The following is a 24,953-nucleotide window of genomic DNA, read 5'->3' as shown; positions in this document are numbered from 1 at the left end:
GTCCGTCGCTCACATCGCGAACGACTCGTGGTGGATACGGCGGGCGGGGACTCCCGCGCCGCGCAGTGCCTCGTACACCGACTGGGCGAAACCGGGCGGCCCGCACAGGAAGACGTCGTGACGGTCGACGTCCGGGATCTTGCGGCTCAGGCTCTCCGCGGAGATGTCCGGCCGTTCCCCGTCCGGGCTGTTGACCGCGTACATCAGCCGGGCCCCGCGCTCGTCGGCGATCCTGGCGAGCTCGTCCCACAGCGCGAGGTCCTGGGTGCTGTTGGCCCGGTACAGCAGCGTGATGTCACCGGACGCGCCGGGCAGCGTCTCGAACAGCGCCCGCATCGGCGTGATGCCGACCCCGCCGGCGACCAGCAGCACCTTGCCGCGGCTGCGGCGCTGCGCGGTCAGGGCGCCGTACGGGCCCTCCGCCCACACCCTGGTGCCGGGCGTCAGCTCGCGCAGCCGGCCGCTGTGGTCGCCGATCGCCTTCACGGTGATCCTCAGCAGGTCCGGACGCGGCGCCGCCGACAGCGAGTACGGGTGGGAGCTGAACCGCATCCCCGGCGCCAGGAACCGCCAGCGGAAGAACTGCCCGGCCTCTGCGCCCATCCGGTGCAGCCGCCGCCCGCCGATCAGCACCGACACGATCCCGGGCGTCTCCTCGATCACCGCCTCGACGCGCAGCCGGTGCCGCAGGTTGAGGCGCAGCGGGGTCAGGACGCGGTACCAGAGCACGAGCGCGGTCACCGTCCCGTACAGCCCGTACCAGACCGTGCCGGCGACCGGCTCGACGGCGAAGTCGTTGCCGGTGGCCAGCTGGTGCCAGAAGGTCAGGAACACCGCCGCGTAGGTGAGCAGGTGCACGTGGTACCAGGCGTCGTACGGGATGCGCCGGCGCACCGGGCCCGGCGAGAGCAGCCCGATGAGCAGGAACAGCGCGGTGCCGACGGCCGCCTTGCCCATGTCCGGCAGTCCGGTGATCGAGTCGACCGTCTGCTGGACGATGCCGCCGAGGCCCCTGCCGGACTGCTCCGCGTAGCCCCACATGATCAGGACGAGGTGCGCGAGGACCAGGCAGAGCGTGTAGCGGCCGGTCATGGCGTGCCAGCGGGCCACCCGGTCCGAGCCCACCCGCCGCTCCAGCGCGGGCACCCGGGCCATCTGGAGCACCACCAGCGCCATGAGGTACCCGGCGAGCAGCCCGGTGATCCGGCCCGCGTTGAGGATCTTCCCGGTGTCGTCGGTGATGGCGGGCGTGTTGCGCCACCACAGCCACAACACGCCCGCCGCGCCCGCCCACACGGCGAGCAGCAGGGGGACGGCCGGTGATCGGCGTGGCCGGATGCGCCGCATCGTCTGGCGGCGGGCGGCACGGCCGCCGGCGAGCGTGGTGGTCACGGTTCCTCCGTGGGGACTCGGCCCTTGGCCCACAGATACGCACCGCTCCGCCCGGATGTTCAGCCCCCGCCGGTGTTCAGTAGCGGGTCACCGCGGTCGCCCCGCCCGACGTGCCGATCGCGATGTGCGGCCGGGCCCCCGGCCGGGCCCACCGCAGGATCCGGCGCATCGCGTCCGCCGGCACCGACACGCAGCCGGCCGTCGCCCCGCGCCCGTTCACGTGCAGGAAGATGCCCGCACCGCGCCCGCGCACCGGACGGTGGTAGTTGAAGCCGACGACCAGGGCGTGTGCGTACTGCGCCGGGTAGGTGATCAGGTGCTCGGCCTCGGTGGCGCGGCAGTCGGCGGGGCGGGGTTCGGTCCAGCGGTTGTAGGCGCGGGAGGCATTGTCCTGGCACCACCAGGAGTCCTGGCGCACCGGACGGTAGGCGTACGCCGTCCCGGGCGGCGCGGCCTGGATGCCGAAGGCGTACGGCAGGTCGTACAGACCGGTCGGGGTGGTGTCGGTGCCCTGGGTGCGCGTCGCCCCGTCCGCCAGCCCCTCGGCCCCGAAACGGGCGGGCGCCGAACCGGTCTCGACCCACTGGCCGCCCCTGCGGTCCCACCAGGTGACGGTGCCCGTGGTCGAGCCGGTGCCCGGGGCGACCGCGGTGATCAGCTGGGTGCCGCCGCCGGTGTCCGCCATCCGGGCCGGCAGCGGCCGGGGCGCGGGCCCGGAGGCGGGCGCGGCGCCCAGGACGAGGGCGGACAGGGCGAGGAGGGCGGCAACGGCACCGGTGCGCATGGCTCAGACCGTAGACGGGGGCAGCGGCAACGGCAGCCCGGGAAGGCCGTCCATGCTCGTCGCGATGTGCTCCTTCTTGGTGAAGTACGCGCTGAGCGAGGCGTCGTCCTCCCGCGCGAACCGCTTGCCGTGCAGATCCCGGTCGTTCTCGTACGCCATGAAGGGGACGGCGTATCCGCAGGTGTCGCGGACGAGCTCGGCGGTCACGACGATGACGGCGCGCAGTCCGTGCGCGCTCGGGTCGATGCCGGGGAACCGGGCCAGCAACTCCGGGAAGCGCGGGTCGTCGCGGAAGACCGGCTCCCCGCGGCCGTGCACCCGCACGATGTTCGGCGGCCCCTGGAAGGCGCACCACATGAGGGTGATCCGGCCGTTCTCCCGCAGATGGGCGATGGTCTCGGCGTTGGACCCGGCGAAATCGAGGTAGGCCACGGTGCGTTCGTCGAGCACCGCGAAGGAACCCGTGAGTCCCTTGGGGGAGAGGTTGACCGTCCCGTCGCCGCTCAGGGGCGCCGTGGCGGTGAAGAAGAGGGGCTGCGCCTCGATGAAGTCACGGAGCCGGCCGTCTATGCGCTCATAAGTCTTTCCCATGTCTAACGATTATGGGGTCGCGGGGCCCGGCGCGCCCCGGTTACCTGCGAGATTGACGAATCATGCAGAGTTCTGCATACTCATGCAGGCCAGTGATTGCACGGTGAGGAGCGACACGAGTGAGCAGCAACAACGGTGACGTACGGCTCTGGGGCGGCCGTTTCGCCGACGGTCCCGCCGAGGCCCTCGCGAAGCTGTCCGCGTCCGTCCACTTCGACTGGCGGCTCGCCCCCTACGACATCGCCGGCTCGCGTGCCCACGCGCGCGTGCTGCACGGGGCGGGTCTCCTCACCGAGGACGAGCTGACCCGGATGATCGCCGGGCTCGACCGGCTCGAGGCGGACGTCGCCGACGGCTCCTTCACGGGCACCATCGCCGACGAGGACGTCCACACGGCCCTGGAGCGCGGCCTGCTGGAGCGCCTCGGCCCCGACCTCGGCGGCAAGCTGCGCGCCGGACGGTCCCGCAACGACCAGGTCGCCACCCTCTTCCGGATGTACCTGCGCGACCACGCCCGTGTCGTCGGCGGCCTGATCGCCGACCTCCAGGACGCCCTGATCGGCCTGGCCGAGGCCCACCCCGACGTGGCGATGCCCGGCCGCACCCATCTCCAGCACGCCCAGCCCGTGCTCTTCGCCCACCACGTCCTCGCCCACGTCCAGGCGCTGTCCCGGGACGCGGAGCGGCTGCGCCAGTGGGACGAGCGGACGGCGGTCTCGCCGTACGGCTCGGGAGCGCTCGCGGGCAGCAGCCTCGGCCTCGACCCGGAGGCGGTCGCCCGCGACCTCGGCTTCGAGCACGGCAGCGCGGGCAACTCCATCGACGGCACGGCCTCCCGGGACTTCGTCGCCGAGTTCGCCTTCATCACCGCGATGATCGGTGTGAACGTCTCCCGGATCGCCGAGGAGATCATCATCTGGAACACGAAGGAGTTCTCCTTCGTCACCCTGCACGACGCCTTCTCCACCGGTTCGTCGATCATGCCGCAGAAGAAGAACCCGGACATCGCCGAACTGGCCCGCGGCAAGTCCGGCCGCCTCATCGGCAACCTGACCGGCCTGATGGCCACCCTCAAGGCCCTCCCGCTCGCGTACAACCGCGACCTCCAGGAGGACAAGGAGCCGGTCTTCGACTCCATCGACCAGCTGGAGGTCCTGCTGCCGGCCTTCACCGGCATGATGGCCACCCTCACCGTGCACCGCGAGCGCATGGAGGAGCTGGCCCCGGCCGGGTTCTCGCTGGCCACGGACATCGCCGAGTGGCTGGTCAAGCAGGGCGTGCCCTTCCGGGTCGCGCACGAGGTGGCCGGCGAGTGCGTGAAGGCCGCCGAGGCCGAGGGCAAGGAACTGGACGAGCTCACCGACGAGCAGTTCGCGAAGATCTCCGCGCACCTGACGCCCGAGGTCCGCTCGGTGCTCAACGTCCCCGGCGCCCTCGCCTCCCGCAGCGGCCGCGGCGGCACCGCACCCGGCGCGGTCGCCGTGCAGCTCGCCGAGGTGAAGGCGGACGTGGCCGGCCAGCACGAGTGGGCGAACGCCAAGAAGTAGCAGCCGGTGTGCCCGAGGGGCATCGCGGTTACGTTGGTCGGCAGCAGTACGCGCCGACCGAACGGAGCCCGCGATGCCCTTCGCCCGTCTCGCCGCCGTGACGACACCCACCAGCCACATCGGCCTGGGCCTCGCCGCCGTCGGCCGTCCCGGCTACATCAATCTCGGCCGGGAGCGGGACCTCGGGGAGGACCGCAGCGTGGAGGCGCTGCGCGAGCGGACCCACGACCTCCTCGACGCCGCCTACGCGCAGGGCGTGCGCTACTTCGACGCGGCCCGCTCCTACGGGCGGTCGGAGGAGTTCCTCGCCGACTGGCTGCGGGAGCGTCCCGACGCGGTCGACGTCGTCGTCGGCAGCAAGTGGGGTTACACCTACACCGCCGACTGGTCCGCCGACGCCGAGCGGCACGAGGTCAAGGACCACGGCGTCGCCACCTACGAGCGTCAGCGCGCCGAGACCGACGCCCTCCTCGGCGACCGGCTCGACCTCTACCAGATCCACTCCCTCACCCCCGACAGCCCGGCCCTCACCGACGCCAAGCTCCACGCCAAGCTCGCCGAGGCCGCCGCGCGGGGCATCACCGTCGGATTCTCCACCAGCGGCCCCGCCCAGGCCGACACCATCCGTGCGGCGCTCGCCGTGACCGTCGACGGCGAGCCCCTCTTCCGCACCGTCCAGTCCACGTACAACGTGCTGGAGACCTCCGCCGGCCCCGCGCTGGCCGAGGCGCACGACGCCGGGGTCGCGGTGATCGTCAAGGAGGGCATGGCCAACGGCCGCCTCGCCGAGCCGCACGCGCCGGACGTCCTGAAGGCCGTGGCCGAGGAGACGACCCTGGGCTGCGACGCGGTCGCCCTCGCGATGATCCTCCGCCTGCCCTGGGCCGGCGTGGTCCTCTCCGGCGCCGCGACCGTGGGGCAGCTCGGCTCGAACCTGCACGCCGCCGTCGTCGACCTCGACGACGACCAGATCGCCCGCCTCGCGGCCCTGGCCGAGGAGCCGCGCGCCTACTGGGAGCGGCGCGGGCAGCTGCCCTGGCACTGAGCGGAACCCCGCACCCGTGTGACCGCCCCGGTGCCGCGTGCGCCGGTGGCGAGTCACACATGCCCAGTATGAGACATGCATGTATCACATGGGTTACTGTTGTCTCATGGCCGTCGATCGAGAACAGGTACTGCGGAGCGCCGCGGCCCTGCTGACCCGCAGAGCCACCGCGACCATGGACGAGGTCGCGCGGGCCGCCGGCATCAGCCGGGCCACGCTGCACCGCCACTTCGCCGGGCGCGACGCCCTCGTCCGCGCCCTGGAGGCGCACTGCATCGCCGAGTGCGAGGCGGCCACGGAAGCGGCCCGCCCGCACGAGGGGCCCGCGGCGGACGCGGTGCGCCGGCTCGTGCGGGAGCTCGAACCGGCCGCCGGCCTGCTCGCCTTCCTCTACACCGAGAACCAGCTGTTCGAGGGCGAGCAGCAGAACGAGGGCTGGGCCCGCATCGACGCCCTGCTCACCGAGCTGTTCCGCCGGGGCCAGGAGAGCGGCGAGTTCCGCATCGACCTCACCCCGGTCTGGCTCACCGAGGCGCTCTACGGCCTGCTGGCCTCCGGCGCCTGGGCGGTGACCGAGGGCCGCGTGGCCCGCAACGACTTCACCCACATGACCGTCGAGCTGCTGCTCGGCGGCGCACTTCGGAGAGAGTGAACCATGACCAGCACCCTGCAGTCGGCGCAGTCGACCGAGGCGGTGAAGCGCCCCGGCCGTTGGCTGGCGCTGTCCGTCCTCGTGCTGGCCGTACTGCTGGTGGCCGTCGACGCGACCGTCCTCGGTCTCGCGACCCCCTACATCAGCGAGGACCTCGCACCCTCCGGCACCCAGCTGCTGTGGATCGGCGACGTCTACTCGTTCGTCATCGCCGGTCTGCTGGTCTCCATGGGCAGCCTCGGCGACCGCATCGGCCGCAAGCGGATCCTGCTCGTCGGCGCCACGGCGTTCGGCCTCATATCGGTCCTCAACGCCTACGCCTCCACGCCCGAGCTGATGATCGTCGCCCGGGCCCTGCTCGGCGTCGCGGGCGCCACCCTGATGCCCGCCACCCTCGCCCTGATCCGCAACCTCTTCCACGACCCGCGCGAACGCAGCCTCGCCGTGGGCATCTGGGGCGCCACCGCCTCCGCGGGCACGGCGGTCGGCCCGATCGTGGGCGGTTTCCTGCTGGAGCACTTCTGGTGGGGCTCGGTCTTCCTGATCAACCTGCCCGTGATGGTCGTCCTGGTCCTCGTCGGCATCAAGCTGCTGCCCGAGTCCCGCAACCCGGACCCGGGCCCGTGGGACCTGGCCAGCGTCGTCCTCTCCCTGGTCGGCATGGTCGGCGTCGTGTACGCCGTCAAGGAGGCCGCCGCCCACGGCTTCGGGTGGGCCACGCTCGCCGCGGGCCTGCTGGGCGCCGCCGCGCTGTACGGCTTCGTCCGCCGCCAGCTGACCATGCCGGTCCCGCTGCTCGACATGCGGCTCTTCCGCAGCCGTGGCTTCTCCGGCGCCGTGCTGGCCGACCTGCTGACCGTCCTCGGCCTGTCCGGGCTGGTGTTCTTCCTGTCGCAGTACCTGCAACTCGTACAGGGCAGGCCGCCGTTCGAGGCCGGGCTGGCCGAACTGCCCGCCGCGATCGGCGCGGTGGTGGCCGGCCTGGTCGCGGGCCGTGCGGCCCGGCGCTTCTCGGTGCGTGCCGTGGTCTCCGGCGGGCTCGCCGCCGTCGGCCTGGCGCTCGCCGCGCTGACCGTCATCGGCCAGCACACCGGCTATCCGCTGCTCGGCGCTGCCCTGCTCGTGGTCGGCGTCGGCGCCGGGTTCTCGTTCACCGTGACCGCCGACGTGATCCTCTCCAGCGTGCCCAAGGAGCAGGCGGGCTCCGCCTCGGCCGTCTCGGAGACGGCGTACGAGCTCGGCGCGGCCCTCGGCATCGCCCTGCTGGGCTCGATCGTGACCGGCGTCTACCGGGACTTCACCGGTCCGGCGGGCACCCCGGAAGCGGCCCACGAGTCGCTCGGCGGTGCGGTGCAGGCCGCCTCCGACCTGCCCGCGCACACGGCCGGGGCACTGCTGGACGCCGCCCGCCAGTCCTTCGTCGACGGACTGACGCTCGCCTCGGGCGTCGGCGCGGTGGTGCTGCTGGCAGCCGCCGGAGCCGCCTGGTTCCTGCTGCGCGGTCAGCGCCTGGAGGACGGCGTCGAGCACCCGTAGCCGTAGGGAGGCCGTGCGTACACGCGCGGAGGGCGGGCCACCGATCCGGTGGCCCGCCCTCCGCGCGTGTGTCCGGCGCGGTGCTACGCCGCCTTCGCCTTGCTGGCGTACATGTCCACGTACTCCTGACCGGACAGCCGCATGACCTCGGTCATCACGGAGTCGGTCACGGCGCGCAGGACATAGCGGTCGCGGTCCATGCCCTCGTAGCGGGAGAACTCCATCGCCTCGCCGAAGCGGACCGTGACCTTGCCCGGCCGGGGCAGACCCGCGCCGCCCGGCTGGAGCTTGTCGGTGCCGATCATCGCGAACGGGACGACGGGCGCGCCGGTCATCAGGGTGAGGCGGGCGATGCCGGTCCGGCCGCGGTAGAGACGGCCGTCGGGGGAGCGGGTGCCCTCCGGGTAGATGCCGAAGATCCTGCCCTCCTCCAGCACCCGGCGCCCGGTCATCAGCGCCGCGACGCCGCCCCGGCCGCCGTCCCGGTCGACCGGGATCATGCCGACGCCGGTGAAGAACCAGGCCATCAGCCGGCCCTTGAAGCCCTTGCCGGTGACGTACTCGTCCTTGCCGATGAAGACGACCTGCCGGTCGCAGACCAGCGGAAGGATCATCGAGTCGATGAAGGTGAGGTGGTTGCCGGCCAGGATCACCGGGCCGTCGCCCGGAATGTTCTCCACGCCCTCCACCTGTGGGCGGAACATCAGGCGCATGATCGGGCCGAGCACTGCCTTGATGAGCGCGAAGCGGGACAACGGGTCCTCCGGTGTCGGGGATGCGGTATGAGTCTGTGCAGGTGAGGACATTACTCGCGGCCCGGGGGGTCGCGCACGTCGGGTTCACCGGGGTCCTGGCCGGTGTTGACGCGTGTTCACCTGCGGTGCCGGGGTGTCGCACGGCCGTGACGCGGACGGCGGGGTGTGAGGCAACTCGCGTCCGCGAGGAGGGGACCACCCGCGTACGCTCGCCGCTCTCGCCGTGCCGGCCCGCCGGGACCGGCGTCGTCACACCGCCCGGATCGAAGCACGCGCGACGCGCGGAGCGGGTGAGGCGCGCCGTGGAGGCCGCACCGCCGCCCCCTGTTCCGTGGCCACGGGGCCCGCCGGGCACCGCCACGACAGGCCGCGGTCACCAGTCGGGTACCCCGGCCCGGCACCCCCAAGCCGACGGGACGTCAGACATCCCGCCCCACCTGCCCCTCCCCGCCCGCCCGACATCCCGGATCACCCGCGTGTTCCGCGGGCGGTCTCCCTTTCGTCATGTACGCGCCCCTACGATCGGCCCGCAGTGACGGTCAACGGCGGGAGGCCCCCATGGGAACGCAGGGAACGCGGCAGTCGGACGAGCGGGCGGACGGCACCGGACGGCGGGCGCTCCTCGGCGCGGCGGTGCTCGGCGCGGGCGGAGCCGTACTGGGCCTGTCCGGCACGGCGAGAGCCGCCGACGCACGGCACGGCGGCGGGCAGGGCGGGCTGAAGGGCCTGCCCGTCCCCACGGTCATCGGCCATCGCGGCGCGAGCGGCTACCGCCCCGAACACACTCTCGGCTCCTACGAACTGGCGCTGGACCTGGGCGCCGACATCGTCGAGGCCGGCGACCTGGTCCCCACCAAGGACGGGCACCTCGTCTGCCGTCACGAACCGGAGATCGGCGGCACCACCGACGTCGCCGACCACTCCGAGTTCGCCGGCCGCAGGCGCACCAAGTCGCTCGACGGCGTCACCACCACCGGCTGGTTCACCGAGGACTTCACGCTCGCCGAGCTGAAGACGCTCCGCGCCACGGAGCGCATCCCGGCCAACCGCCCGCACAACGCCCTCTACGACGGGCGCTGGGAGATCCCCACCTTCGAGGAGGTGCTCCGCTGGCAGGACGAGCAGACCCGCAGGCGCGGCAGGCAGGTCTGGATCTACCCCGAGCTCAAGCACCCCACCTACTTCCGCAAGCTGGGCCTGGGGACGGAGGAGCGCCTGGCGCGGCTGCTGCGCAAGCACGGCAAGGACCGGAAGAACTCGCCCGTCATCATCCAGTCCTTCGAGCCGACCAGCATCCAGCGGATGAACAAGCTCGTCGGCAACCCCCTCGCCGTCCTGCTGTCCGGCGCGACGAGCCGCCCCTGGGACTTCGTCGAGACCGGCGACCCGCGCACGACCGCCGACCTCGTCACCCCCGCGGGCCTGAAGGAGATCGCCTCCTACGCCCAGGGCATCGGCCCCACCCTGGACCTGATCATCCCGAAGGACGCGGCCGGCAACCTCACCGAGCCGACCACCCTGGTGCGCGACGCCCACCGCGCGGGACTGATCCTGCACCCGTACACCATGCGCAACGAGAACCCGTTCCTGCCCGCGGAGTTCCGCAAGGGCTCGGCTCCCGACGCCTACGGCGACGCCTTCGGGGCCTTCCGGACGTACTTCGCCACCGGCATCGACGGCATCTTCACCGACAACCCGGACACCGGTGTGCTGGCCCGCGAGGACTTCGTCAACCACTGAGCGGCACACACCCGGTTGGGGTGACATCCGGCTGCCCGGGGCAACCAGCGCCCCGGGCAGCCGCGTCGCACTGCATATGACGCACGACTTGGTCACGTCCTTACGCCCCCTCCTCGCCGCGGAGGCCTCGGCCGAGGCATATGCCACCGGCGCCGAGCCCGGAGACCTGGAACAGGCGGTGTGGCTGCGCCTCCTGGAACGCCTGGAGGCCGACGGCCCGCCCCACGACCCCCACCGCTGGCTGCGCAGCGCGGTCCGCATCGAGGCCCGCCGCACCCGCCGCACGGCCCGGGCCGAGCGGCCGTACGAGCGCGAACCCGCCGACGTCACCGAACGCCAGCCCGAGCAGCTCGCCCTCACCGCGGCCCGCCACCGTGCCCTGCGCGACGCCGTGCGCCGGCTGCCCGGCCGCTGCCCCCGCCTGATCGAGGCGCTGCTGTCCCCGAAGGACCTCACATACCGGGAGATCGCGGGGGAGTTGGGTATCTCACAGGGCAGTCTTGGGCCGGAACGCTCCAGATGTCTGGGATGTCTTCGGCGATTGCTGACGCCGGAGGTTGCGGCCCGCTGAGGACGGGGATAGGAGTGGGGGACCACAGGTGATCAGGTGAGCGGGAGGCATGCGCACATGGGCATGAGCGTGACCATCTCGGCGGCGACCGAGCAGGATGCCGAGCAGATCTTCCGGCTGCAGTACCTCTGCTTCCAGAGCGAGGCGGCGCTGTACGGCAACTACCGCATCGACCCGCTCGTCCAGACCCTCGACTCCGTGCGCGACGAGGTCGCCGGCGACTGCGTCTTCGTGGCGCGGCTCGGTGACGAGGTCGTCGGCTCGGTCCGCGGCCGGGTCACCGAGGACGGCTCCGCGTCCATCGGCAAGCTGTGCGTCCACCCCCGCCTCCAGGGCCACGGCATCGGCGCCCGGCTGCTGCGGGCCGCGGAGGCCGCCCTCGCCGGGGAGCGCGGCGCCACGCGCTTCCGCCTCCACACGGGCCACCGCAGCGAGAGCAACCTGCGCCTGTACCGGCGGGTCGGCTACGAGACGGTGGGCACGGCCGAGGGCGCGGACGGAGTCCGGATGATCGTCCTGGAGAAGCCGGCGGGGACCTACGCGACGACGGCGTGAGCGGTCGGGACGGCCTCAGGCGGTGGCCCCGTGGTGGGCGCCCTTGCGCAGCCAGTAGAGCGCGGACAGCGGCAGCAGCACCGGAATGAAGACGTAGCCCATGCCGAAGTCGGACCACACGGTCGCGTCCGGGAACACCGACGGCTCGGCCACGGTCCATGTGCCCACGGCCAGCACGCCCACCAGCTCGGCGGCGCAGCAGACGCGCGCCGCCCTGCGGGCCGTCTCACCGCCGCGCACCAGGGTGTAGGTGATGAAGCCGTAGACGACACCGGCGACGGCCGAGAGCGTGTAGGCGAGCGGAGCACGGTCGAAATCGGTGGCGATCTGGTACGCGGACCGCGACACGGCGCCGACGACCATCACCCCGTACAGCCACACCAGCAGGATCCCGGGCCCGCCGATCAGCCGTGTGCGGGCCGGCTTCTCCTCGGTCGCCGCCATCTCAGCCTCCCCAGATGTCATACAGCCGCACCTCCAGGACGGCGAGGACCACACCGCCGGCGGCGACCGTCAACGAGCCCCAGCGGGAGCGCTCGGCCAGCGACATGAACCCCGCGGCGGGAACGCAGGCGAAGGCGCCCAGCAGATACGCCACGAAGATCGTCGTGCCCTGCTCCGGCTTCTCGCCCCGCGCCAACTGCACGATCCCGACGGCCAGCTGGACCAGCGCCAGCACCGAGACCGCGGCCATGCCGATGAAGTGCCAGTCCTTCGTCGGCTGGTCACGGTAGGCCGCCCAGCCGCACCAGGCGGCGAGCAGCAGCGCGGCGACTCCGGTCACCAGCGTCAGGACGTCAAGCATGGCAGCGACCCTATTACGCCCCAAAGGGCCCGCCGCGCGCGGCCCCGCCCGTGACGCCCGGCCGGGCACCTCACGGCGGGGCCGTAGGGTCGAAAGCATGACGATCCACGCCCAGGCCCTGCTGTTCGACAACGACGGAACCCTCGTCTCCTCCCTCGAGTCCGTGCGCCGCTGCTGGACGCGGTGGGCCGGTGAGTACGGGATCACGGCGGAGGAGTTCGGCCGGGTCGAGCTGCACGGCCGGCCGGCCGCGGAGATAGCCGCCGACCTGCTGCCCGCCGGTGTCGTCCCGGAGGCCGTCGCACGGATCGAGCACCTGGAGGTCGAGGATGTGCCGAACGGCGGCGTGCACCTGCTGCCCGGCACGCGGGCGTTCCTCGACGCGCTCCCCGCCGACCGGTGGGCCGTGGTCACCTCCGCCACGAGGCGGCTCGCCGAGGCCCGGCTCGACGCCGTCGGCATCCTCCCCAAGACCCTCGTCGCCGCCGACGACATCACGCGCGGCAAGCCCGACCCCGAGCCCTACCTGCTCGGTGCCCGCGCGCTGGGAGTCGACCCGGCGGCCTGTGTCGTCTTCGAGGACGCGCCCGCCGGACTCCAGGCCGGCCGGGCCGCCGGCATGACCACCGTGGCGTTGGCCACAACCCACCGGGCCGCCGAACTCGACGCCGACCTGGTGGTCGACGACCTCTCGGCCCTGTCCGTACTGGTCACCGACGACGGGATCGAGATCGCTGTACGGGGCTGATCACCGCCGCCCGCGTCCGGTCACCGTCCACCGCTGTCCATCATGCGGACAGCGGTGTCCGGTCGCGGGCGGCGGTCTGCTTTACTGATCGGCATGAGCACCACGAGCGACCGCACCCCTGCGACCGAGGCGACGATGACGCCCGGTGCTCGTTGTATGTGCCGAATGTGCGCCTTCTAGAGGGCCCCCGCACCGCCTGAGCCTCGCGCCCCGAAGCGAGTGCCGGCTCGTGACCGCCGCCGCGCCCCGCGCACGCGACCGAGCCACGCCCCGCGCACGTTCTCCCCGGTCCACCGCCACCGCGCATCGCCACCGCGAGAACCGTGCCGCGTTCCGAAGGTCCCCCGAGAACCCCGAAGAACAACGCCCCCGTGCCCGGCGCCCACACCCGCGCCGCGCACTCGACAGTGACGGATACCCACGTGATCACCACATCGGGCCTGACCAAGGTCTACCGCTCACGCGGCCGCGAGGTCACCGCCCTGGACGGCGTCGACCTGCACGTCCGCGAGGGCGAGGTGTTCGGCGTCATCGGCCAGTCCGGCGCCGGCAAGTCCTCGCTCATCCGCTGCGTCAACCTCCTGGAGCGCCCCACCTCCGGCACGGTCACCGTCGCCGGCCAGGACCTCACCGCGCTGGCCGGCCGCGGCCCCCGTGCCGGCCGGGAGCTGCGGCAGGCGCGCAGCCGCATCGGCATGGTCTTCCAGCACTTCAACCTGCTCTCCACGCGGACCGTGCAGGACAACGTCGAGCTGCCGCTGGAAATCCTCGGCAGGTCCGGGAAGGAACGTTCCCGCAAGGCGCTGGAACTGCTCGACCTGGTCGGCCTCGCCGACAAGGCCAAGTCCTACCCCGCCCAGCTGTCCGGCGGCCAGAAGCAGCGCGTCGGCATCGCCCGCGCCCTGGCCGGCGACCCCAAGGTGCTGCTGTCCGACGAGGCCACCAGCGCACTCGACCCGGAGACCACCCGCTCCATCCTCCAGCTGCTGCGCGACCTCAACCGCGAGCTCGGCCTGACCGTCCTGCTCATCACCCACGAGATGGACGTCGTCAAGAGCGTCTGCGACTCGGCCGCCCTCATGGACCGGGGCCGCATCGTCGAGTCCGGCACCGTCGGCGAGCTGCTGGCCACCCCGGGATCCGAACTGGCCTCCGCCCTCTTCCCCGTCGGCGGCGAGGCGTCGGGCGACGACCGCACCGTCCTCGATGTCACCTTCCACGGCGAGGCCGCCACCCAGCCGGTCATCTCCCAGCTGTCCCGCACCTACAACATCGACATATCGATCCTCGGCGCCGCCATCGACACCGTCGGCGGCCTCCAGATCGGCCGGATGCGCATCGAACTGCCCGGCCGCTACGAGGACAACGTCGTGCCCGTCGGCTTCCTGCGCGAACAGGGTCTGCAGATCGACGTGGTGAACCAGGAACCGTCCCTGCTGGTGAAGGAAGGTGCCAAGTGACCTGGTCCGAGATGCAGCCCCTGCTGGAGCAGGCCTCCTGGGAGACCCTGATCATGGTCGGCTGGTCCACCCTGATCGCCGTGGCCGCCGGACTCCCGCTCGGCGTTCTCCTCGTCCTCACCGACAAGGGCGGCCTGCTCCAGAACGTCGTGGTGAACAAGGTCATCGGCCAGATCGTGAACATCGGCCGCTCGATGCCGTTCATCATCCTCATGGTCGCGCTGATGAGCTTCACCCGCTGGATCACCGGCACCACCATTGGCAGCGAGGCCGCGATCGTGCCGCTCGCCATCGGCGGCATCCCCTTCTTCGCGCGGCTCGTCGAAACGTCCGTCCGCGAGGTCGACGGAGGGCTGGTCGAGGCCGTCCAGTCGATGGGCGGCAACACCTGGACCATCGTCCGCAAGGTCCTGGTCCCCGAGGCACTCCCGTCGCTGATCGCCGGCACCACCACCACGGTCATCGCCCTCATCGGCTACTCGGCCATGGCCGGCACCGTCGGCGGCGGCGGCCTCGGCGACCTCGCCGTCCGCTACGGCTACCAGCGCTTCGAGCCCGCCTTCATGTGGGTCACCGTCGCGCTCCTCGCCGTCGCCATCTCCCTCATCCAGTTCGCCGGCGACTACGCCGCCCGCACCCTGCACCGCCGCGGCGGACGCGGGGGCGCCGCGCCGAAGCTCCGGCTGCTCAGGGCCAAGGAGCCCGCGGCGGCCGACGTCGGCAAGGTCGCCTGACACCCCCGAAGACTCCCCGTACTCCCACCCGTCGCCCGACCACCCCCCTCAACGTCGGCGCTCCGCGCCGGTACCCCTTGATCCAAGGGGTCGCACCACCTCAGGAAAGGCACTTTTCGTGCGTAACACCGCCAAGATCACCACCGCCGTCCTCGCCGCCGGAGCCCTCACCCTCGGGCTCTCCGCCTGCGGCTCGGACAAGGGCTCCTCCGACGCCTCCGGACCCCTGGTCGTCGCCGCGACGCCCGTCCCGCACGCCGAGATCCTCGACTACGTCAAGGACAACCTGGCCGAGAAGGCGGGCCTCGACCTGGAGGTCAAGGAGTTCACCGACTACGTCACGCCGAACACGGCGACGGAGGACGGCTCGGTGGGCGCCAACTACTTCCAGACCGAGCCCTACCTCGCCGACTTCAACAAGAAGAACGGCACCCACCTGAAGTCCGTCGCCTCGGTGCACCTGGAGCCGCTCGGCCTGTACTCCAAGAAGGCCGACAAGGCGGAGGACCTGAAGACCGGCGCGACCATCGCCCTCCCCAACGACACGGTCACCGAGGCCCGCGCCCTGCAGCTGCTCGCCTCCCAGAAGCTGATCACCCTCAAGGACGGCGCGGGCAACTCGGCCACCACCGCCGACATCACCGAGAACCCGAAGAAGCTCGAGTTCAAGGAGCTGGAGGCGGCCCAGACCCCGCGCTCCCTCAACGACGTCGACGCGGCGGTCATCAACGGCAACTACGCCCTGGAGGCCGACCTCAAGCCGGCCGAGGACGCCCTCGTCCTGGAGTCCGCCAAGGACAACCCGAACGTCAACCTCCTCGTCGTCAAGGAGGGCCAGGAGGACGACCCGCGGGTCCAGAAGCTCGCGAAGCTCCTCACCTCCCCCGAGGTCAAGAAGTTCATCGAGGACCACTACGCCGGGTCCGTGCTCCCCTCCTTCTGAGCCGAGCGCCGCGCCGCCGCACCGGGTCCGCTCCCTCCCGGGGGGAGTGGGACCCGGTGGTGCGGCCGGGTGCTTTCATGCTGCATGCTGGGCAGTTCAGCAGGTCCTGACGGTCACACAGGTTACGGAGCGGCGCATGACGAGCACCTTCCCCAACATCTCCATCAGCACGGAGCGGTTGGTGCTGCGCCCCCTCGACGAGGACGACGTCCCCGCCCTCGCGGCGATGATGAACGACGAGCAGGTCGCCGCCTGGACCCACGTCCCGCAGCCCTTCACCGAGCAGGGCGCGCGCTCCTGGATCACCGAGTACGCCCCCGCCGAACGCGCCGCCGGCCGCGGACTCGACCTCGCCGTCACCGAGTTCCTCACCCAGCGGCTGGTCGGCATCGTCCAGCTGACCAAGACCAACTGGCACGTGCGGTCCACCGAGCTGTCGTACATCGTCGCCCCCTGGGCCCGTGGCGAGGGCTACGCCTCCGAGGCGGCGCTCGCCACCGCCCAGTGGCTCTTCGGCGACCAGAAGCTCGAGCGCATCGAGCTGCGCACCGCGGCCGACAACACCGCTTCCCAGCAGGTCGCCCAGAAGATCGGCTGCATCAGCGAGGGCGTCCTGCGCAACGCCTGCATAGCGCGCATGCGCACCGACGACGGCACCTGGACCGACGTGCGCACCGACTTCATCGTGTGGAGCCTGCTGCCCGAGGACATCGAGGGCGCGGCGGAGCAGCTGGCCGACAGCGACGGCTTCACCAGCTTCACGGACTGGAACTGACCTGGGGGACGGCGGCGCCACCACCACGCCCCAGGCCGCACCAGGTACCCTCACGGAGCCCGCCCACGAGCGGATTCCGCGACCACGACCTGCGAAGACCCCTGGAGACTGACGACGATGGCCGACCGGGTCACGGTGATCGGCTGGGACGGTTCGCCGCTGACCGCCGCGGCACGCGCAGCCCTGGGCGCCGCCACGCTGGTGGCCGGCGCCGCACACCACCTCGCCCTCCCCGAGGTGCCGCCCGCCGCCGAACGCATCCGGCTCGGCAGCGTCGCCCTCGCCGCCCGCCGCATCGCCGCCCACCGGGGCACCGCGGTCGTCCTCGCCGACGGCGACCCCGGCTTCTTCGGCGTCGTCCGCACCCTGCGGGCGCCCGAGTTCGGCCTGGAGGTCGAGGTCGACCCGGCCGTCTCCTCCGTGGCCGCCGCCTTCGCCCGCGCCGGCATGCCCTGGGACGACGCCCAGGTGGTGGTCGCCCACCCCCGCACCCTGCGCCGCGCGGTGAACGTGTGCCGGGCCCACCCCAAGGTCGCGGTCCTCACCTCGCCCGGCGCCGGCCCCGCGGAACTCGGCCTCCTGATGGAGGGCATCCACCGCACCTTCGTCATCTGCGAGGAACTCGGCACCGCCCGCGAGCAGGTCACCGTCGTCACCTCCGAGAAGGCCGCCGACCACACCTGGCGCGACCCGAACGTCGTCATCGTCGTCGGCGGTGCGACGGGCCCCGGCGCCCCGCCCGACGGCGGCGGCTGGATCGCCGGCCGGGACCCCGCCGGCGGACCGCGCGGCTGGTCGCTGCCCGCCGAGGCCTACGGCGGTGAGCTCGGCGAGGGCGAGACCGACCTGCTGCGCACGGCCCAGCTCGCCCGGCTCGGACCGCGCCTGGGCGACCTCGTGTGGGACATCGGATGCGGCAGCGGAGCCTTCGCCACCGAGGCCGCGCGCGGCGGCGCCGCCGTCATCGCCGTCGACCGCGACCGGGACGCCTGCGCCCGTACCGAGGCCACCGCACGGCACTTCGGCGTCCAGCTCCAGACCGTGCACGGCACCGCCCCGCACGTCCTGGAGAACCTTCCCGAACCGGACGTCGTCCGCGTCGGCGGCGGGGGAGCGGCCGTCGTCTCCGCGGTCGCCGACCGCCGACCGCAGCGCATCGTCGCCCACGCGGCGACCCGCGACGCGGCCGAACTCGTGGGCAGGGACCTGTCGGAGCACGGCTACCGCGTCGAGTGCGCCCTGCTGCAGTCGGTCGGGCTCGACACCCGCGCCTGGACGGAGACGGAGCGGAGCGTCGCGTTCCTGCTCAGCGGGGTACTGCCCGACCGCGCCCCGTGATCGGATCGTCGTACCGCGCGGGGTAGGCTGGCGGATTGTTGTACCGCACTCGGACACCGGACGCTTCGTCGTCCAATGTCCTGAAAACCCGCCAGTTTCGGGCGGTGTGTGGTACGGCAGAACCGGAGGACGCGCAACGTGGCGCAGTCCACAGCGGGCCGTTGCGGATCAAGCTGTCGTGACGGGGGAACGACCGCGACAATGCCACTCAATGGCTTTGTCGTCTTTTCCGGCGGGTCGTTCGTGCCGCTGGGCACGCACGCTCGTTCTTCACCACGGGGCGGTCGGTGCGCCGTCCCGGGTGAGCTGGTCGTAGGAGCACTAACCGATGGGCGAGGGGTTACGCATGACCGACACCGGCCAGATCCCGGGCGAGGGGCTGCCGGAGAACGCAGGCATGGTGGAGCAGCCGGGCGTCCCCGCACCCGGCGCGTACACCTACCTCTCCGAGACCACCGCCGAGGACGAGGACCTGTTGCTGCTGCCGGGCGCCCAGAGCGCCTGGGGCAACGAGGTCGCGCCGCCCGCGCCGGAGCCGGTCGTCGAGACCGTGCACCAGCCGGGCCCGCACGAGATGTCCGGCCGCGACAGCGGCTCGGTCGACCTCGGCGGCGTCCGTCTGCCGGAACCGGCCGTGGAGCCCGCGGCCCCGCCCTCTCCGCCGCGTCGGCCCCTGCATCTCGGCCCGCCGATCCCCGACGCCTCCGCCAGCCCCGTCCGCTCCCTCGCCGACCGCGGCCCCGCCGACGTGCCGGTGCGGCACGCCGGCCCGCCGACCGTCGGCCCCGAGTACCTCGACGTCCCGCAGGCCGCGGCGATGCCTCCGCAGGGGGCGGCGCCCTGGGGCGCGCAGGTGGCCCCGTCGAGCGCCGGGGCGGCGCCTGCGGAAACGGTTGCTCCGGTACCGGAGCAGCGTCACGAGCCGGTGGGCGCGGCCCAGGCCCTCGTCACCCGCGTGGCGACGGAGGCCGTGGCGGCGACCGGCGCCCAGGCACCGGAGGAGACCGTCGTGGCCGGGGTCCCGGCCACGGGCGCGCAGGGCGTGCCGGGCGACGGGACGGCCCCCGTGACGGGCAGTGAGCTCATCGCCGACGGCGGGCACGAGCCCCCGGCGGAGAGCGCGCCCGAGTCCGACGGTACGGGCGCGTTCGGGACCGGTGACGTGCCGGGAGCGGTGGCCGCCCAGCAGCCGCCCGCGCCGGCACCTGATGCCTTCGCGCCCGGGGCCGAGCCGGTCGCAGCCGATGCCGTGCCGGTCGCCGAGGTCGCCGAGGCCGCCGAGGTTCCCGAGGCCGGGACCGAGTCCGTGCCGGGGGCGGTGGCCGGCCAGGACGCCGCCGTGGTGTCCGCGCCGGAGGCCGGTGCCGAGCAGCAGCCCGTTGGGCAGGAGCCGGCGCCGGGCGCAGTGGTGCCGGGTGCGGACGTACCGGCCACCGAGGTGCCCGCCTCCGAGCCCGCGCCGGTCGCCGAGGTGCCTGCCCCTGAGCCCGCCCCGGCCCCGGAAGCGGTCGCCGAGGCCGAGCCCGCGCCCGTCGCCGAGGTGCGCGCGCCGGAGTCCGAGCTCGCCGCCGAGGCACCCGCGCCGGAATCCGAGCCGGCCCCCGGGGCACTCGCGCCCGAGTCCGTACCGGCCCCCGGGGCACTCGCGCCCGAGTCCGTACCGACCCCCGAGGCACCCGCGCCGGAATCCGAGCCGGCCCCCGAGGCCCCGTCGGCCGCGGAGCCGGTCGCTCCCGACTCCGTGCCGGTCGCCGAGGTCCCCGAGACCGGGACCGAGCCCGTGCCGGGGCCGATGCCCGGCCAGGACGCCGCCGTGGTGTCCGCGCCGGAGACCGGTGCCCAGCAGCCCGTCGGGCAGGAGCCCGCGCCGGGCATAGCGGCGCCGGGTGAGGACGTACCGGCCCTCGAGGTGCCCGCGTCCGAGCCCGCGCCGACCGTCGCCGGCACCGCCGAAGCCTCCGGGCCGCCCCTGGCGGGAGAGGCCGGGGCGCCCGCCGAGCCGACGGAAGACCCCGCGTCCCAGCCCTCTGCGGCCGTGCAGCAGCCCCAGTCCGTGGAGCCGGCCCCGGCCGTCGCCGCCGACCCGGCCCCGTCGGCCGAGCCCGTCGTCCCGGCGGAGTCCCCCGCGACCACGGAGCCCGTCGTCATGGCGGAGTCCCCCGATTCCGTCGACCTGGTCGATCAGGCCGAGCCGACCCCGACCGCGACCACCGACCCGGTCGATCAGGCGCAGCCGGCCCCGACCGCGACCACCGACCCGGTCGATCAGGCCCAGTCGGCCCCGACCGCGACCGCCGAACCCCTCGCCACGGCGGAGCCGACCGCGACCGCCGAGCCCCTCGCCACGACGGAGCCGACCGCGACCGCCGAGCCGGCCCCCGCGCAGCAGCAGCCGGCCGACGCGCCCGTGCCCCAGGAAGTGCAGGCGCCCGCCGTGCCCGGCCCGGCCCCGGAGCCGAGGCCCACCCCCGTGGCCGAGGAGGCCGCCGTGCCGGACGACCTCGCGCAGCCCCACCCGGCTCAGGGCCCCCAGTCCCTGCCGGACACCGGCGCGGTGACTCCGACGCAGGCGGCACACACCGCGCCGCTGCCCGAAGAGCCGGCGGAGCCCCCGGTGCCCCACCAGGACCAGCCGGCGGGCCCGTTCGTGCCGGTCGACGGCGGCCAGGTGCCCACCACCCCGCAGCTCGCCCCGACCCCGCCCGAGGCCCTCGTCCTCCCTGCGGAGGCCCAGGACGCACCGGCGCAGGATCCCGTGGCCGACATCCCCGCCCCGCACGAGGCCGACGCCGCACCCGTACAGAACGCCGACGACCTGGACACCCGGGACGCCGGACAGGAAGACCAGGAAGACCCGCACGTGAGCACGGCCGCAGAGGCAGACGTACGACAGCCCGCCGGCCCGGCCGCGCCCGCCTACGACGACGCCGAACGCGAGGCCGTCCTCAAGGTCATGCGGGAACGCCGGGACATCCGCAACGGCTTCCGCTCCGACCCCATCCCGCACGAGGTGCTGCTCCGCGTCCTGGAGGCCGCCCACACCGCGCCCTCCGTCGGCCACTCGCAGCCCTGGGACTTCGTCGTCATCCGCTCCGCCGACACGCGGCGCGCGATGCACGAACTGGCGACGCGTCAGCGCGACGCCTACGCGAAGTCCCTCCCCAAGGGCCGGGCCAAGCAGTTCAAGGAACTGAAGATCGAGGCCATCCTCGACACCCCGGTCAACATCGTCGTCACCGCCGACCCGACCCGCGGCGGCCGGCACACCCTGGGCCGGCACACCCAGCCGCAGATGGCGCCGTACTCCTCCGCGCTCGCCGTCGAGAACCTCTGGCTCGCCGCCCGCGCCGAGGGCCTCGGGGTCGGCTGGGTCAGCTTCTTCGACGAGCGGGAGATGGTCCGCGCCCTCGGCCTGCCCGAGCACCTGGAGGTCGTCGCCTACCTGTGCGTCGGGTACGTCGACGAGTTCCCGGACGAGCCCGAGTTGATGCAGGCCGGCTGGTCCAAGCGCCGCCCGCTGTCGTGGGTCGTCCACGAGGAGACGTACGGCCGCCGCGCCCTGCCCGGCGAGGCCCCGCACGACCTGCTGGCGGAGACCGTCGCGCAGATCCGCCCGCTGGACGCCAAGGCGCTCGGCGAGGCCTGGGAGCGCCAGAAGCGCATGACCAAGCCGGCCGGCGCGCTCGGCATGCTGGAGATCATCTCCGCGCAGCTGTCCGGGCTGTCCCGCCAGTGCCCGCCGCCCATCCCGGAGCCCGCGGCCGTCGCGGTCTTCGCCGGTGACCACGGGGTGCACGCCCAGGGCGTCACGCCGTGGCCGCAGGAGGTCACCGCCCAGATGGTGGCCAACTTCCTGGGCGGGGGAGCGGTCTGCAACGCCTTCGCCACCCAGGTCGGCGCCGAGGTCTGCGTCGTGGACGTCGGTGTCGCCGCCGACCTGCCCGCCACCCCCGGTCTGCTGCCCCGCAAGGTCCGCGCCGGCACCTCCGACATGACCACCGGCCCCGCGATGACCCGCGAGGAGGCCGCCCAGGCCATCGAGGTCGGCATCGAGACCGCCCGCGACCTGGTCGCGGCCGGCAACAAGGCGCTGCTGACCGGCGAGATGGGCATCGCGAACACCACCGCGTCCGCCGCCCTGATCTCCGTGTTCACGGGCGCCGACCCCGCCGAGGTCACCGGCCGCGGCACCGGCATCAACGACGAGACGCTGGCCCGCAAGACGGAGGTCGTGCGCCGCGCGCTGGAACTCCACCAGCCGGACCCGGCCGACCCCATCGGCGTGCTGGCGGCGATCGGCGGCTTCGAGCACGCGGCCATCGTCGGCCTGCTGCTCGGCGGCGCATCCCTGCGCACCCCGGTGATCCTGGACGGCGTCAGCGCCGGAGCCGCCGCACTCGTCGCCCGCGCGATCGCCCCGGAGGTCCTCGCGGCCTGCATCGCGGGGCACCGCAGTGCCGAGCCCGGCCATGTCGCCGCGCTCAACAAGCTGGGTCTGCGCCCCCTGGTCGACCTCGACCTCCGCCTCGGTGAGGGCACCGGCGCGCTGCTCGCCCTGCCGATGGTGCAGAGCACGGCGCGGGCGATGCACGAGGTGGCGACGTTCGACTCGGCGGGCGTCACCGAGAAGTAGCGGTCGCACGGGGCAGGGGGTTCCCGGACCACGGTGCCGGCCCCCTGCCGACGTGCCGACCGGGTCCCCGCCGCCGTGGGCACCCGTCCACGGCGCGGAACGGTCGGCCACGACCGCCCACGCCCCGCACCGGCGAAGCGGTCCATCCACCGGACCACCTGGGCCCCAGGGGCCACCCCGCCATAAAATCCGCACGTCAGCGCCACTGCCGCAAGAGGAGCCGTCCCCTCATGGCCGAACACCCCGCTTACCCCGTAGGCCTCCGCCTCACCGGCCGCCGTGTGGTCGTCCTCGGAGGCGGACAGGTCGCCCAGCGCCGCCTCCCGGCCCTCATCGCCGCGGGCGCGGACATCCGGCTCGTCTCCCCGGAGGCGACTCCCTCGGTCGAGGCCATGGCGGACGCGGGCGAGATCACCTGGGAGCGACGCCCGTATGCCGAAGGCGACCTCACGGACGCCTGGTACGCCCTGATCGCCACCAGTGACACCGCCGCCAACACCGCCGCCTCGGCCGAGGCCGAACGGCACCGCGTGTGGTGCGTGCGCTCCGACGACGCCGACGCGGCCACCGCCTGGACCCCCGCCACCGGCACCAGCGAGGGCGTGACGGTCGCCGTGCTCACCACCGACGCCCGGGGCCGCGACCCCCGCCACACCGCCGCGATCCGCGACGCGGTCGTGGAGGGCCTGCGCGACGGCACCCTCGTCGCCCCGCACCACCGCGGCCGTACGCCCGGCGTCGCCCTGGTCGGCGGCGGACCCGGTGACCCGGACCTCATCACCGTCCGCGGGCGCCGCCTGCTCGCCGAGGCCGACGTCGTCATCGCCGACCGGCTCGGCCCCCGCGACCTGCTCGCCGAGCTGCCGCCGCACGTCGAGGTCATCGACGCGGCGAAGATCCCCTACGGCCGGTTCATGGCGCAGGAGGCCATCAACAACGCGCTGATCGAGCACGCCAAGCAGGGCAAGTCCGTCGTACGGCTCAAGGGCGGCGACCCGTTCGTCTTCGGGCGGGGCATGGAGGAGGCCCAGGCACTGGCCGAGGCGGGCATCCCGTGCACGGTCGTCCCCGGCATCTCCAGCTCCATCTCCGTCCCCGGCGCGGCCGGCATCCCCGTCACCCACCGGGGCGTCGCCCACGAGTTCACCGTGGTCAGCGGCCATGTCGCCCCGGACGACGAGCGCTCCCTGGTCGACTGGCCCTCGCTCGCCAAGCTGACCGGCACGCTGGTGATCCTCATGGGCGTCGACAAGATCGGCCGGATCGCCGAGACCCTCGTCGCGCACGGCAGGTCCCCGGACACCCCGGTCGCCCTGGTCCAGGAGGGCACGACCGCCGCCCAGCGCCGCGTCGACGCCACCCTCGCCACGGTCGCCGAGACGGTCACCGCCCAGGAGGTCAGGCCCCCCGCGGTCATCGTCGTCGGCGACGTCGTCGACCAGGGGCCGCAGGGACCGCAGGGAAACGCGTGACATGGCCGACCCCGTCACCCTCCACGACCCCGACGACCCCCGCCTGCACGACTACACCGACCTGACCGACGTCCAGCTGCGCCGCCGCCGCGAACCCGCCGAGGGCCTGTTCATCGCCGAGGGCGAGAAGGTCATCAGGCGGGCCGTGCAGGCGGGCTTCGCGATGCGGTCGATGCTGCTGTCGGCCAAGTGGGTCGACGTCATGCGCGACGTCATCGACGCCACCCCCGCCCCGGTGTACGTGGTGGACCCCGCGCTCGCCGAACAGGTCACCGGCTACCACGTGCACCGCGGCGCCCTCGCCTCCATGCGGCGCGAACCACTGCCCGCGGTGTCCGACCTGCTGCGCGCCGCGCACGCTCCCGGGCGGGCGGAGGGCACGGTCCGCCGCGTCGCCGTCTTCGAGGACATCGTCGACCACGCCAACGTCGGCGCCGCCTTCCGCAACGCCGCCGCCCTCGGCGTCGACGCGGTCCTCCTCACCCCGCGCTGCGCGGACCCGCTCTACCGGCGGTCAGTGAAGGTGTCGATGGGCGCCGTCTTCCAGGTGCCGTGGACCCGCCTGGAGTCCTGGCCGGCGGACATCGGCACGCTGCGCGCCGAGGGGTTCACCGTCGCCGCGCTCTGCCTGAGCGACCGATCCGTCACCCTCGACGAACTCGCCGCGAAGGAACACGGGAAGCTCGCCCTGCTCTTCGGCACCGAAGGCACCGGGCTCACGCCCGGGGCGCTGGCCGCGGCCGACGAGCACGTCCGCATCCCGATGGACGCCGGCGTGGACTCCCTCAACGTGGCGGCCGCCTCGGCGGTCGTCTTCTACGTCACCCGCCCGGGATCCACCTGACCTGGGGTGGCAGACGCCCCGGCAGCGCCGGGA

General features: G+C 73.4%; 22 protein-coding genes. 16 read left to right on the top strand and 6 right to left on the bottom strand.

The annotated features are described in order from the left end of the window. Positions 1 to 9: 9 nt before the first annotated feature. From ACGF3H_RS30940 to ACGF3H_RS30930, 3 genes are all read right to left on the bottom strand, one after another. Positions 10 to 1,392: a ferredoxin reductase family protein gene (locus tag ACGF3H_RS30940; protein ID WP_362498223.1), complete on the bottom strand. Its 1,383-nt coding sequence runs from the start codon at positions 1,390 to 1,392 to the stop codon at positions 10 to 12. 76 nt (positions 1,393 to 1,468) lie between these two features. Then, complete coding sequence (locus ACGF3H_RS30935) at positions 1,469 to 2,176, bottom strand: L,D-transpeptidase family protein (RefSeq protein WP_362498225.1); 708 nt, start codon at positions 2,174 to 2,176, stop codon at positions 1,469 to 1,471. 3 nt (positions 2,177 to 2,179) lie between these two features. Next, positions 2,180 to 2,767 carry a pyridoxamine 5'-phosphate oxidase family protein gene (locus ACGF3H_RS30930; RefSeq protein WP_362498228.1) on the bottom strand — a complete coding sequence of 196 codons (588 nt, stop codon included), beginning with the start codon at positions 2,765 to 2,767 and terminating at the stop codon, positions 2,180 to 2,182. Positions 2,768 to 2,886: 119 nt separating this feature from the next. On the opposite strand from ACGF3H_RS30930, the gene argH reads away from it, so the two are divergent. The 4 genes from argH (at position 2,887) to ACGF3H_RS30910 (ending at position 7,547) form a co-directional block, all read left to right on the top strand. Then, on the top strand, positions 2,887 to 4,314 hold the full coding sequence (argH, locus tag ACGF3H_RS30925; RefSeq protein WP_362498230.1) for an argininosuccinate lyase: 1,428 nt from the start codon (positions 2,887 to 2,889) through the stop codon (positions 4,312 to 4,314). Positions 4,315 to 4,387: 73 nt separating this feature from the next. Continuing rightward, on the top strand, positions 4,388 to 5,359 hold the full coding sequence (locus ACGF3H_RS30920) for an aldo/keto reductase (RefSeq protein ID WP_362498233.1): 972 nt from the start codon (positions 4,388 to 4,390) through the stop codon (positions 5,357 to 5,359). A gap of 106 nt (positions 5,360 to 5,465) precedes the next feature. After that, positions 5,466 to 6,011, top strand: coding sequence for a helix-turn-helix domain-containing protein (locus tag ACGF3H_RS30915; RefSeq protein ID WP_362498235.1), 546 nt, complete (start codon positions 5,466 to 5,468; stop codon positions 6,009 to 6,011). Positions 6,012 to 6,014: 3 nt separating this feature from the next. Further along, complete coding sequence (locus tag ACGF3H_RS30910) at positions 6,015 to 7,547, top strand: MFS transporter (RefSeq protein WP_362498239.1); 1,533 nt, start codon at positions 6,015 to 6,017, stop codon at positions 7,545 to 7,547. A gap of 83 nt (positions 7,548 to 7,630) precedes the next feature. Here the strand turns inward: ACGF3H_RS30910 and ACGF3H_RS30905 are convergent, their stop codons facing one another. Beyond that, positions 7,631 to 8,302, bottom strand: a complete 672-nt coding sequence (locus ACGF3H_RS30905) for a lysophospholipid acyltransferase family protein (RefSeq protein ID WP_362498241.1) — start codon at positions 8,300 to 8,302, stop codon at positions 7,631 to 7,633. Positions 8,303 to 8,860: 558 nt separating this feature from the next. On the opposite strand from ACGF3H_RS30905, the gene ACGF3H_RS30900 reads away from it, so the two are divergent. The 3 genes from ACGF3H_RS30900 to ACGF3H_RS30890 all read left to right on the top strand — a co-directional run bounded on the left by ACGF3H_RS30900 (position 8,861) and on the right by ACGF3H_RS30890 (position 11,168). Continuing rightward, complete coding sequence (locus ACGF3H_RS30900; RefSeq protein ID WP_362498244.1) at positions 8,861 to 10,042, top strand: glycerophosphodiester phosphodiesterase; 1,182 nt, start codon at positions 8,861 to 8,863, stop codon at positions 10,040 to 10,042. Between the two features lie 76 nt (positions 10,043 to 10,118). Further along, positions 10,119 to 10,613: a sigma-70 family RNA polymerase sigma factor gene (locus tag ACGF3H_RS30895; RefSeq protein ID WP_362498247.1), complete on the top strand. Its 495-nt coding sequence runs from the start codon at positions 10,119 to 10,121 to the stop codon at positions 10,611 to 10,613. Between the two features lie 57 nt (positions 10,614 to 10,670). Then, complete coding sequence (locus ACGF3H_RS30890) at positions 10,671 to 11,168, top strand: GNAT family N-acetyltransferase (RefSeq protein WP_362498423.1); 498 nt, start codon at positions 10,671 to 10,673, stop codon at positions 11,166 to 11,168. A gap of 15 nt (positions 11,169 to 11,183) precedes the next feature. On the opposite strand, the gene ACGF3H_RS30885 is transcribed toward ACGF3H_RS30890, so the two are convergent. After that, entirely contained in the window at positions 11,184 to 11,612 is a 429-nt protein-coding gene (locus ACGF3H_RS30885) for a hypothetical protein (RefSeq protein ID WP_362498426.1), read from the bottom strand. A gap of 1 nt (position 11,613) precedes the next feature. Beyond that, on the bottom strand, positions 11,614 to 11,973 hold the full coding sequence (locus ACGF3H_RS30880) for a hypothetical protein (protein WP_362498249.1): 360 nt from the start codon (positions 11,971 to 11,973) through the stop codon (positions 11,614 to 11,616). A gap of 97 nt (positions 11,974 to 12,070) precedes the next feature. On the opposite strand from ACGF3H_RS30880, the gene ACGF3H_RS30875 reads away from it, so the two are divergent. The 9 genes from ACGF3H_RS30875 to ACGF3H_RS30835 all read left to right on the top strand — a co-directional run bounded on the left by ACGF3H_RS30875 (position 12,071) and on the right by ACGF3H_RS30835 (position 24,920). Beyond that, positions 12,071 to 12,721 carry an HAD family hydrolase gene (locus ACGF3H_RS30875; RefSeq protein ID WP_362498252.1) on the top strand — a complete coding sequence of 217 codons (651 nt, stop codon included), beginning with the start codon at positions 12,071 to 12,073 and terminating at the stop codon, positions 12,719 to 12,721. A gap of 422 nt (positions 12,722 to 13,143) precedes the next feature. Further along, positions 13,144 to 14,181 carry a methionine ABC transporter ATP-binding protein gene (locus ACGF3H_RS30870; protein WP_239770026.1) on the top strand — a complete coding sequence of 346 codons (1,038 nt, stop codon included), beginning with the start codon at positions 13,144 to 13,146 and terminating at the stop codon, positions 14,179 to 14,181. Further along, the gene (locus ACGF3H_RS30865; RefSeq protein WP_362498256.1) at positions 14,178 to 14,915 is read left to right on the top strand and encodes a methionine ABC transporter permease; all 738 of its coding nucleotides are present in this window, start codon (positions 14,178 to 14,180) and stop codon (positions 14,913 to 14,915) included. The genes ACGF3H_RS30870 and ACGF3H_RS30865 overlap by 4 nt, the downstream gene beginning before the upstream one ends. A 118-nt stretch (positions 14,916 to 15,033) precedes the next feature. After that, positions 15,034 to 15,858, top strand: a complete 825-nt coding sequence (locus tag ACGF3H_RS30860; protein WP_362498259.1) for a MetQ/NlpA family ABC transporter substrate-binding protein — start codon at positions 15,034 to 15,036, stop codon at positions 15,856 to 15,858. 136 nt (positions 15,859 to 15,994) lie between these two features. After that, positions 15,995 to 16,633, top strand: coding sequence for a GNAT family N-acetyltransferase (locus ACGF3H_RS30855; RefSeq protein ID WP_362498261.1), 639 nt, complete (start codon positions 15,995 to 15,997; stop codon positions 16,631 to 16,633). 117 nt (positions 16,634 to 16,750) lie between these two features. Further along, positions 16,751 to 17,971: a precorrin-6y C5,15-methyltransferase (decarboxylating) subunit CbiE gene (gene cbiE / locus ACGF3H_RS30850; protein ID WP_362498264.1), complete on the top strand. Its 1,221-nt coding sequence runs from the start codon at positions 16,751 to 16,753 to the stop codon at positions 17,969 to 17,971. A 346-nt stretch (positions 17,972 to 18,317) separates the two neighbouring features. Then, on the top strand, positions 18,318 to 22,604 hold the full coding sequence (cobT, locus tag ACGF3H_RS30845) for a nicotinate-nucleotide--dimethylbenzimidazole phosphoribosyltransferase (protein ID WP_362498266.1): 4,287 nt from the start codon (positions 18,318 to 18,320) through the stop codon (positions 22,602 to 22,604). 230 nt (positions 22,605 to 22,834) lie between these two features. Continuing rightward, positions 22,835 to 24,076 (top strand): uroporphyrinogen-III C-methyltransferase, encoded by a 1,242-nt coding sequence (gene cobA / locus ACGF3H_RS30840; RefSeq protein ID WP_362498269.1) that lies wholly within the window; start codon positions 22,835 to 22,837, stop codon positions 24,074 to 24,076. A 1-nt stretch (position 24,077) separates the two neighbouring features. Further along, positions 24,078 to 24,920, top strand: a complete 843-nt coding sequence (locus ACGF3H_RS30835) for an RNA methyltransferase (RefSeq protein ID WP_362498272.1) — start codon at positions 24,078 to 24,080, stop codon at positions 24,918 to 24,920. The last annotated feature ends 33 nt before the right edge of the window (positions 24,921 to 24,953 follow it).

Origin of the sequence: Streptomyces sp. NPDC048185, from assembly GCF_043202495.1 — a bacterium.
GTDB lineage: Bacteria > Actinomycetota > Actinomycetes > Streptomycetales > Streptomycetaceae > Streptomyces.
The sequence above is the reverse complement of the archived record's forward strand: the minus strand, read 5'-3'. Positions and strand labels throughout refer to the sequence as shown.

Coding starts and splice junctions, on each gene's coding strand:
- ACGF3H_RS30935 (WP_362498225.1), bottom strand. CDS start 2,176: ATGCGCACCGGTGCCGTTGCCGCCCTCCTCGCCCTGTCCGCCCTCGTC.
- ACGF3H_RS30930 (WP_362498228.1), bottom strand. CDS start 2,767: ATGGGAAAGACTTATGAGCGCATAGACGGCCGGCTCCGTGACTTCATC.
- ACGF3H_RS30920 (WP_362498233.1), top strand. CDS start 4,388: ATGCCCTTCGCCCGTCTCGCCGCCGTGACGACACCCACCAGCCACATC.
- ACGF3H_RS30915 (WP_362498235.1), top strand. CDS start 5,466: ATGGCCGTCGATCGAGAACAGGTACTGCGGAGCGCCGCGGCCCTGCTG.
- ACGF3H_RS30910 (WP_362498239.1), top strand. CDS start 6,015: ATGACCAGCACCCTGCAGTCGGCGCAGTCGACCGAGGCGGTGAAGCGC.
- ACGF3H_RS30900 (WP_362498244.1), top strand. CDS start 8,861: ATGGGAACGCAGGGAACGCGGCAGTCGGACGAGCGGGCGGACGGCACC.
- ACGF3H_RS30895 (WP_362498247.1), top strand. CDS start 10,119: ATGACGCACGACTTGGTCACGTCCTTACGCCCCCTCCTCGCCGCGGAG.
- ACGF3H_RS30890 (WP_362498423.1), top strand. CDS start 10,671: ATGGGCATGAGCGTGACCATCTCGGCGGCGACCGAGCAGGATGCCGAG.
- ACGF3H_RS30885 (WP_362498426.1), bottom strand. CDS start 11,612: ATGGCGGCGACCGAGGAGAAGCCGGCCCGCACACGGCTGATCGGCGGG.
- ACGF3H_RS30880 (WP_362498249.1), bottom strand. CDS start 11,973: ATGCTTGACGTCCTGACGCTGGTGACCGGAGTCGCCGCGCTGCTGCTC.
- ACGF3H_RS30875 (WP_362498252.1), top strand. CDS start 12,071: ATGACGATCCACGCCCAGGCCCTGCTGTTCGACAACGACGGAACCCTC.
- ACGF3H_RS30855 (WP_362498261.1), top strand. CDS start 15,995: ATGACGAGCACCTTCCCCAACATCTCCATCAGCACGGAGCGGTTGGTG.
- cbiE (WP_362498264.1), top strand. CDS start 16,751: ATGGCCGACCGGGTCACGGTGATCGGCTGGGACGGTTCGCCGCTGACC.
- cobT (WP_362498266.1), top strand. CDS start 18,318: ATGACCGACACCGGCCAGATCCCGGGCGAGGGGCTGCCGGAGAACGCA.
- cobA (WP_362498269.1), top strand. CDS start 22,835: ATGGCCGAACACCCCGCTTACCCCGTAGGCCTCCGCCTCACCGGCCGC.
- ACGF3H_RS30835 (WP_362498272.1), top strand. CDS start 24,078: ATGGCCGACCCCGTCACCCTCCACGACCCCGACGACCCCCGCCTGCAC.